General features: G+C 73.3%; 8 protein-coding genes. 6 read left to right on the forward strand and 2 right to left on the reverse strand.

The features are described from left to right. Nucleotides 1–391: 391 nt before the first annotated feature. The 4 genes from ACKUB9_RS33580 to ACKUB9_RS33595 all read left to right on the forward strand — a co-directional run bounded on the left by ACKUB9_RS33580 (nt 392) and on the right by ACKUB9_RS33595 (nt 5,114). A complete protein-coding gene (locus ACKUB9_RS33580) occupies nt 392–1,078 on the forward strand; it encodes a phage tail protein (RefSeq protein ID WP_407530927.1) in 687 nt (228 codons plus the stop codon). 21 nt (nt 1,079–1,099) lie between these two features. Then, on the forward strand, nt 1,100–1,426 hold the full coding sequence (locus tag ACKUB9_RS33585; protein ID WP_407530929.1) for a DUF6916 family protein: 327 nt from the start codon (nt 1,100–1,102) through the stop codon (nt 1,424–1,426). Nucleotides 1,427–1,472: 46 nt separating this feature from the next. Beyond that, nucleotides 1,473–2,003 carry a GNAT family N-acetyltransferase gene (locus ACKUB9_RS33590; RefSeq protein ID WP_407530930.1) on the forward strand — a complete coding sequence of 177 codons (531 nt, stop codon included), beginning with the start codon at nt 1,473–1,475 and terminating at the stop codon, nt 2,001–2,003. 237 nt (nt 2,004–2,240) lie between these two features. Next, nucleotides 2,241–5,114, forward strand: a complete 2,874-nt coding sequence (locus ACKUB9_RS33595; RefSeq protein ID WP_407530932.1) for an FkbM family methyltransferase — start codon at nt 2,241–2,243, stop codon at nt 5,112–5,114. A gap of 12 nt (nt 5,115–5,126) precedes the next feature. Here ACKUB9_RS33595 and ACKUB9_RS33600 read toward each other — a convergent pair whose 3' ends face one another. Continuing rightward, nucleotides 5,127–5,873 (reverse strand): FkbM family methyltransferase, encoded by a 747-nt coding sequence (locus ACKUB9_RS33600; RefSeq protein WP_407530934.1) that lies wholly within the window; start codon nt 5,871–5,873, stop codon nt 5,127–5,129. A 188-nt stretch (nt 5,874–6,061) separates the two neighbouring features. Between ACKUB9_RS33600 and mtoX the strand changes: the two genes are divergently transcribed. Beyond that, entirely contained in the window at nt 6,062–7,384 is a 1,323-nt protein-coding gene (mtoX, locus tag ACKUB9_RS33605; protein ID WP_407530936.1) for a methanethiol oxidase, read from the forward strand. A gap of 7 nt (nt 7,385–7,391) precedes the next feature. Then, a complete protein-coding gene (locus ACKUB9_RS33610) occupies nt 7,392–8,129 on the forward strand; it encodes an SCO family protein (protein WP_410823595.1) in 738 nt (245 codons plus the stop codon). A gap of 23 nt (nt 8,130–8,152) precedes the next feature. On the opposite strand, the gene ACKUB9_RS33615 is transcribed toward ACKUB9_RS33610, so the two are convergent. After that, nucleotides 8,153–8,364 (reverse strand): hypothetical protein (locus ACKUB9_RS33615; protein WP_407530940.1); only part of this gene is annotated, 212 nt, incomplete at its 5' end.

Raw genomic sequence — 8,364 nt, forward strand, 5'->3', positions numbered from 1 at the left:
GCTGCTTGCACGACAAGGTGCAAGCAGCCCTCTCCCCGCACGCGGGGAGAGGAGATCCCGCGTCTCATTCGGCGATGTGTGAATATGTTAGCCCGCACGGGAGAGGGGATCCCGCGCCATCCTTGTCGAGGCATTTTTCCCGGACAGGCCTGCCGTGCGGGAGAGGGGGGCCGTCGCGGTTCCCCGTGCCAGTTCCGCCCTGTCCGCGTTTCGGCGTCGGCGCCTCCACAGGCGCCGGAGCGGGGCGGCGCGCCCGCCATCGACCGGGCGCGCGGGCCGCCGGGACTCGATTCTCTCCAAAACATCCGATTTCATCTTCCCTAAAGAGAAGCGAATGCGATAGACTCCATTTCGGTTCGAAGAGACGTCATCGCTCTGAGAGGACAGCGTCATGGAACCGATGCTCGGCATGATCTACCTCATTCCGTTCAATTTCGCGCCGCGGGATTACCTGTTGTGCCAGGGACAGGTCGTCAGCAAGGATCAATATTCGGGTCTGTTCAGCCTGTTCGGCACGACGTATGGCGGTGACGGGCAGGAGACCTTCGCGCTGCCGAACCTTCAGGGCCGGGTCCCCCTGGGGAGCGGGACCCTGGCGGGCGGCGCGACCTACGCCCTGGGCGCCCCGGTCGGCACCGAGGCGGTGACGCTCGATCAGGCCACCCTGCCGGCCCACACGCATGCCGCGGCCTTCGCCCCGACCACCGGCACGCAGGCGGTCACCATCCCGGCCACCACCGGCGACCTGCAGGTCGGCGTCACCGTCAACGCGACGAGCACCGACGCGACGAGCAGGGCGCCGACGAGCGAGACCAACATGCTGTCGGCGACCTTGACGGGCACACAGAAGGTCTACGGCCCGACGACCACCAGCAACCTCGTGCCGCTCGGCGGGACCTCGGCCAGCGTCACGGGCACCGCCTCCACGGCGGCCAACACCCTGGAGATCGAGGTGGTGACGGGCGGGAGCGTGACGGTCGGCGAGACCGGCGGCAGCCGGCCGCTCGGGCTGCTGCAGCCGTCGCTGGCGCTGAACTTCATCATCGCGGTGAACGGCGTCTACCCGTACCGCCCGTGACCTGCCGCCCGTGACCTGCCCATGACCCACCCGCTCAACACGCTCTCGGCCGCCCTGTTCGCGCCGCTGGTGGGCTCGGCCTTCGCGCTGCGCGGCGCGGAGGGCACCGCCCTGGCCGTGTCGCTCGCGCGCTGCGAGGAGCACCCGCGCGCGACCATGCCCGGCGGGCCGCGCACCGCCTTCAGCCTGGAGCTCAGCTGCCCGGCCGCGGGCGTGCCGGCCTTCACCGGCGGCACGTTCCTGCTCTGGCACGAGACGCTGGGCGAGATCGGGCCGCTCTACGTCGAGCGCATCCTGCCGACCGGCTACGGGCCGGGCCTCGCGGTCTTCCAGATCATCTTCACCTGAGCGGCGGCGCGGCCCTCCCGGCCCCGCCCGCATCGGACGCGTCCCCATGGTTTCGCTCGCCGGCTCCATCCCGCTCGCCGGAGGCCTGGGCCTGCGCCCCGCCGCCCCGGCCGACCAGCCCTTCCTGCTGCGCCTGTTCCGCGAGGCGCGGCCCTGGCTCGCCTGGGCGGACGACGACCGCGACGCCGTCCACGCGCTCTACGAGCAGCAGTACCGCACCCTGCGCGCAGGGCTGGAGGCGCACTACCCGGAGCACCTGGATTTCGTGATCGAGCGCACCGGCCAGCCGGTCGGACGGCTGATCGTCGACCTCGGCTACGCCGACTGGCGCCTCTCCGAACTCCAGGTGCTGGCGGCGGCCCGAGGCCGGGGCATCGGCTCGGACGTGGTGCGCAGCCTCCAGGCCGCGGCCGGGGCCCTGCGCCTGCCGATCACCCTCTCCACCCCCATGCTCGGCTCCACCGGCCGGGGGGTGTACGAGCGACTGGGCTTCCGCGTCACGGCCGTGCGCCCCCCGCACTACGACATGGCGTGGTCGCCCGCCGGCCTGCCCGGCCCGGCGGCGCCGGGCGGGTAGCGCGCGGCCCGGCCCGGCCCGGCGTTCGGCCGGGCGGCCGCCCTCGACGCGGCGCGTGACGCTGGGGCATGATGAGGCCGGGGCGGGACGAGGACCGGCCTCCCGCGACGCTGGCGCGTCCGCACGGGCCGGCGCCGGAGGCGATCCGCCGCCGCCCGGCCCGGTCCCGCCCGCTTGCGCCGCCGCGCGGGGGGACGGCGCGGCCGTCGTGACGATCCGGCCTCCTTGAGCGGAATCATGCGCATCTGTCTGAACATGATCGTCAAGAACGAGATCGATAATCTCGAGAGATGCCTGACGTCGCTCGCCCCGCAGATCCAGTGCTGGGTCGTGTGCGACACCGGATCGACCGACGGGACGCCCGAGTTCGTGGACTCGTTCTTCCGGGCGCGCGGCCTGCCGGGCGAGCTGCACCGGATCCCGTTCGAGACCTTCGAGCAGGCGCGCAACGCCGCGCTCGACCGGGCGCGGCGCTCCGCGCAGGTCTTCGACTACCTGCTCCTCGTCGATGCGGACATGGAGCTGATGGTCGAGGAGCCGGACGCCTTCCGGCACCTGAGCGCGGACCTCTACCGGATGCAGCAGCGCTCCGGCCTCACCTACTGGAACGCGCGGCTGCTGCGGCGCGGGGCCGAGGCCCGCTACCGCGGCGTGACGCACGAGTACCTCGACCTCCCCTCCGGCCGGACGGAATCGCTGCAGGGCGCGCACTTCATCGACCATGCGAGCGGCGCGAACCGGCCGGGCAAGTTCGAGCGGGATGCCGCGCTGCTGCGGGCGGCGCTCGCCACGGAGCAGGATCCGGGGCTGATCGCCCGCTACACGTTCTACCTCGCCAATTCGCTGCGGGACGGCGGGCAGCCGCAGGCGGCGCTCGATGCCTACCTGCGGCGTGCGCGGCAGGGATTCTGGGAGCAGGAGGTCTACCTCAGCCTCCTCTGCGCCGCCCGCCTGCGGGAGACGCTGGGCCACCCGGCCGAGGCGGTCCTCGCCGCCTACGCGGAGGCGGCGGCGGCCTGCCCGATGCGGGCCGAGGCGCAGCACGGCGCGGCACGGTACTGCCGAAATGCCGGGCGGCACGCGCAGGGCGCCGACGTGGCGCGGCCGGCCCTCGCGCTGCCGCCGCCCCACGACGCCCTCTTCGTCGAGGACTGGATCTACCAGTACGGCCTGCGCGACGAGTTCGCGGTGAACGCCTACTGGGCCGGGCATTACCGCGAATCCCTGGAGGCGTGCCTCGCGCTCCTGGCGCAGGACGCTCTCCCGGAGGGCTACCGGGCGCGCATCGCCGCCAACGCCCGCTTCGCCTGCGACCGGCTCGCGGAGGGGGCCGGCCCGCCGGGCGCGCCCGCGCCGGAGGCCCCCCGGCGCTCCACCTGGGCGCCGGCCCGCGCGCAGGCCGGAACCGAGCTCATGGTCGACGGCCTGCACGCCCGGCTGGGGCGCAGCCTCGACCGCATCCAGCTGCGCGTGAACCTGTTCGACGAGGCCGCGCTCGACGCGCGCCCGCTCGTGGTGTGGATCCACCACGACATCGACCAGGCGGCGGTGCAATGGCTGCGCGAGGCGCGCCTCGTCGCGCGGGTCGCGCACTTCGTCTTCGTGTCCGACTGGCAGCGGCAGCGGTTCCTCGCCGCCTTCGGGCTCGACCCCGCGCGCTGCACCGTGCTGCGCAACGCCACCGAGGTGGCCCCGATCAACCGGGCGTGGCTCGGCCGCAGGCCCCTGACGCTCGCCTATACCAGCACGCCCTATCGCGGCCTCTCGGTCCTGCTCGACGCCTGGGACCGCCTGCGGCCGGACGGCGCGGAGCTGCACCTCTGGTCCTCGCACCGGCTCTACGGACCCGCCTTCGACGACGCGCCCTACCGGGACCTTTTTGACCGGGCGCGGGCGCTGCCGAACGTGCACGACCACGGCATCGTCCCGAACGCGGAGCTGCGCGCTGCGCTGCGCGGCATCGACCTGCTCGCCTATCCCTGCACCTTCGCGGAGACCTCCTGCCTCGCGGTGATCGAGGCGCTGGCCGCGGGCTGCCGGGTGGTCTGCCCCGATCTCGGCGCGCTGCCCGAGACGGTGGGGCGGTTCGGCCGCCTCTATCCCTACGAGGCCGATCCGGCCGCGCATGCGGAGGCCTTCGCGCGGGTGCTGGCGGAGGAACTCGCCGACCCCTGGGGCGGGCGCCGGGTGACCGCGGAGGAGCAGCAGGACTTCGCCCGCACGACCTACGGCTGGCCGGGGCGGGCCGCCCAGTGGCAGGCCTTCGTCCAGGGGCTCGCCGCGCCGCCCCCGTCCCGGCCGGCGATCAAGCAGGTGGCGGCCAAGCGCGGCACCTTCCTCGTCACCGAGCGGGACCACATCTCGGAAAACATCGCGCAGAGCGGCGACTGGGAGCCGCACCTCTACGCCTTCGCCGAGATGGTCCTGGGGCCGGAGTCGAACGTCGTCGATCTCGGCGCGAACCTCGGCTACCACACGGTCGGGCTCGCCCGGCTGGTCCCGCGGGGGGAGGTCTTCGCCTTCGAGCCGCTGACCCACTGCTTCGCGCAGCTGCAGATGAACGTGGTGGCGAACGGCCTCGGCAACGTGCGGGCTTTCAAGATGGCGGCCACGGACACGACGGGCGCGACGATCGAGATGGAGGCGATCGACGCCGGGCCGGCCGGGGGATTCGTGAACATCGGCCGGACCGCGATCGGGCGCGGCGGCGACGCCGCGTTCACGGTCCGCCTCGACGACCTCGTCCTGCCGCCCATCGCCTTCGTCAAGATCGACGTCCAGGGCGCGGAGGTCGAGGCGCTGACCGGCATGCGGGCGCTGATCGCGCGCGACCGGCCCGTCCTGTTCGTGGAGATCGAGGATCTCTACCTGCGGAACCGGGGCACGGATTCGAAGCGCCTGATCGAGATGCTGCTGGCGCTGGACTACAGCCTCGTGCGCATCCGCACCGACTGGCCGACCGACCATCTGGCGATCCCCAACGAACGGCCGGACCTGATCGCGCGGGTGACCGCGCAGACGGCCTACGCCACCGACCTGATCGCCGGATCGGCCGTCGAGCTGGTGTTCGAGAACGACTATTTCTACGCGGGCGTCACGGTGACGCCGTGAGCCGGGCCGGCCTCAGCCCCGCAGCACCGCGTAGACATCCCCCGAATTCGCCGCGTGCGGCAGGCCGGTGAGGAGCGCCGCCATCTCGGCCGCCGGGGCGAGCCGCCCGAGACGCAGGGTCTGGCTCTCGCCGAGCGCGAGGTCGAAGCCGTAGGGGCCGAGCATGGCCAGCCGCTCCAGGCAGCGCAGCGCCACGTCGCGGGCGATGGTGGTGAACTCGAAGGACAGGGCCGGGAGCGGCGCGGTGAGGCCCGCGAGCACCCGGTCCTCGAACCCCTCCACGTCGATCTTGGCGAAGGCCGGGCGGCCGTGGCGGGCGATCAGCGCGTCGAGCGTGGTCGCCGGGCAGCGCACGCGCGCGTCCCAGACCTGGCCCTCCCAGCCCGGCGCGTCCGCGGCGGCGGCGATGAAGGACGCGGAGGCGGTGGAGACCGTCGGGTTGGCGTGGTTGAGGGCGAGCCACACCGCGCCCTCCGCCTCGCCCGCCGCCGCCTCGACCAGCGTCACGCCGGGGTCGCGGGAAAAGAGCAGGCGCAGCGCGCGGGCGGGGCCGGCCTGCGGCTCCAGGGCGACCACCCGGGCGCCGAGCCGCCGGAAGGCGCCGACCCGGTCGCCCACATGCGCGCCGATGTCGAAGACGAGGTCCCCGGGGCTCACGAAGCGGCGGTAGAGCGCGTCCATCGCCGCCCGCGGGGCGGCGGCCCCGTGATAGAGGCGGAGCGAGCGCCCCACGGCCGCCGCAGTGCCCTTCGGTCTCATCGCCCCCGCTCTCCTCGGCGACGGGCCGCGAGGGCCGGTCGGGACAGGCGGGTCTCATGCGCCGGGAGCAGCCCCGCTGTCGAGCCCGCGTCCGGCTTGGCCGGTCGGTTGACAGCCCCCCGGATTGGGCCAAGCATGGCGGAGGGCCGGGATTCCGGCGCCCGTCCGCAGGCGGGGAGGAGGTGTCGATGACACGGGTCCGCTCGCGTCCGTCCGGCTGGATCGCCCCGCTGCGCCGGGGCTGCGCGGCCCTGCTGCTCGCAGCGGGACCGGCGCTCGCCGACGAGACCTGCCAGTCGCCCTACATGGCCAAGATCACCGGGGTCGAGGACTTCGTCTACGTCTGGACGCTCGGCGTCGAGGGCCTGGGCGACGGCTCCGACAAGCTCGTCACGGTCGACGTGCGCGAGGGCTCGCCGACCTTCGGCCGGCCGATCCACGCCGCCCCGGTGGGCGGGCGGCACGAGGCCCATCACGGCGGCTTCACGGACGACCGGCGCCAGTTCTGGGCCGCGGGGCTGTCGGACAGCCGGATCTTCATCTTCGACGTCGCCACCGACCCGGCCAAGCCCCGGCTGGTCAAGGTGATCGACGATTTCGTCGCGAAGAGCGGCGGCGCGGCCGGCCCGCACGGCGCCTACGCGCTCCCCGGGCGCATGCTGATCCCGAGCCTGTCGAACAAGGACGGGACCGGGAAGGCGGCGCTGGTCGAGTATTCCAACGGCGGCGACTACATCGCCACGCATTGGCTGCCCACGGCCGAGGCGCCGAACGGCGCGACGGTCGAGGCGGTGGCCGACGGCTACGGCTACGATGCCCGGGTGCTGCCGCGCCGCAACGTGATGCTGACCTCGTCCTTCACGGGCCTCGACAACTACATGCGCCCGCTGCCGGACCTGATGAAGGACGCCGAGGCGATGAAGCGCTTCGGCCAGACCATGGTCCTGTGGGACTTCCACGCCCGCCAGCCGAAGACGGTGCTGCACGTCCCCGGCGTGCCCCTGGAGATCCGCTGGGCCTGGGGGCCGCAGCACAACTACGCCTTCACGTCGACCGCGCTCACGGGCAAGATCTGGCTCGTCCACGAGGAGGCGGGCGGCGCGTGGCGCGCCAAGCCGGTGGCCGATATCGGCGATCCGGCGCAGCTGCCGGTGCCGGTCGACATCAGCCTCTCGGCCGACGATTCGACGCTGTTCGTCGACACCTTCATGGACGGCACCACGCGCGTCTTCGACGTCACCGACCCGCACCGGCCCAAGCAGATCTACGAGAAGAAGATCGGCGCCCAGCTCAACATGGTCTCGCAGAGCTGGGACGGGCGGCGGATCTACTACACCTCCTCGCTCCTGGCGAACTGGGACAAGACCGGCGCGGACAACGAGCAATTCCTGAAGGCCTATTCTTGGGACCGCAAGGAGCTGACGCCGCGCTTCGCGATCGACTTCACGGCCGAGCGGCTCGGGCGCCCGCACATGATGGCGTTCGGCGCACGCGCGCTCTACGCGAACTGAGGCCCGGATGCGGCCGGCGGCGCTCCTCCTCCTCGCCGCGGCGCTCGCGCCGTGCGCCCCGGCCCGCGGCCACGAGGGGCACGGCGCGGCTTCGGCGGGCAAACCCGCGGCGGGTCGACCCGCCGCGGGCCGGCCCGCGGCCCCGGCCGCTGAGGTCCCCAGCACCTCCGCGTTCCCGATTCCCGCCCCCGGCAGCTACCGCCTGCCGCCGATCAGGCCCGCGGCGGGTGGCGCCGTGCTCGACGAGACCGGGCGGCGCCTCGACCTGCTCGGGGGCGCGTTGCGGGGCCGCGTGAGCGTGCTCGCCCTGATCTACACCCGCTGCGGCGACGTCTGCCCGCTCGCGAACGCCGACATGGCCCGGCTGCAGGATCTCGCCGCCAGGGATCCGGGCCTGGCGGGCCGGATGCGGCTCGTGACGCTCAGCTTCGATCCCGAGCACGACACGCCGGAGGTGATGCGCGCCTTCGCGGCGACGTGGCGCTCGCCCGATCCGGCCGCGCCCGCCTGGAGCTTCCTGACGGCGCCCGACCGGGCGGCGCTCGCGCCCGTCCTCGCGGCCTACGACCAGCGCGTCGATGCCAGGCCGGATTCGGCCGGCGGGGGGCTGAGCCACCTCTTCCGCGCCTTCCTGATCGACCGCGACGGGCGCATCCGCAACATCTACAGCCTCGACTTCTTCGACCCGGCCCTCGTCCTCACGGACGTGCGCACCCTGCTGATCGAGGAGACGCGCGGGCGCTGAGGCAGCGCCCGCACATCCCATCGTCAGGCTTCCGCGACCTCGACGGCGCGCAGGCCGTGATGCTCGCCGCCCTGCAGGAAGCGGTTGAATTGGCAGAGATCCTGGCTGCGCGCCGGGCTCCGCCCGGGGCGTCCGGCCCGGCAGCACGGCTGTCCGATGCTTGTATAGGCGAAGCCGTGCTTGCGGACGTCGTCGGCCCGGTAGACGTTGCGCAGGTCCACCAGCACCGGCGCCG

The organism is Methylobacterium oryzisoli, from assembly GCF_046557895.1.
In the GTDB taxonomy this organism is placed as follows: Bacteria; Pseudomonadota; Alphaproteobacteria; order Rhizobiales; family Beijerinckiaceae; genus Methylobacterium; species Methylobacterium oryzisoli.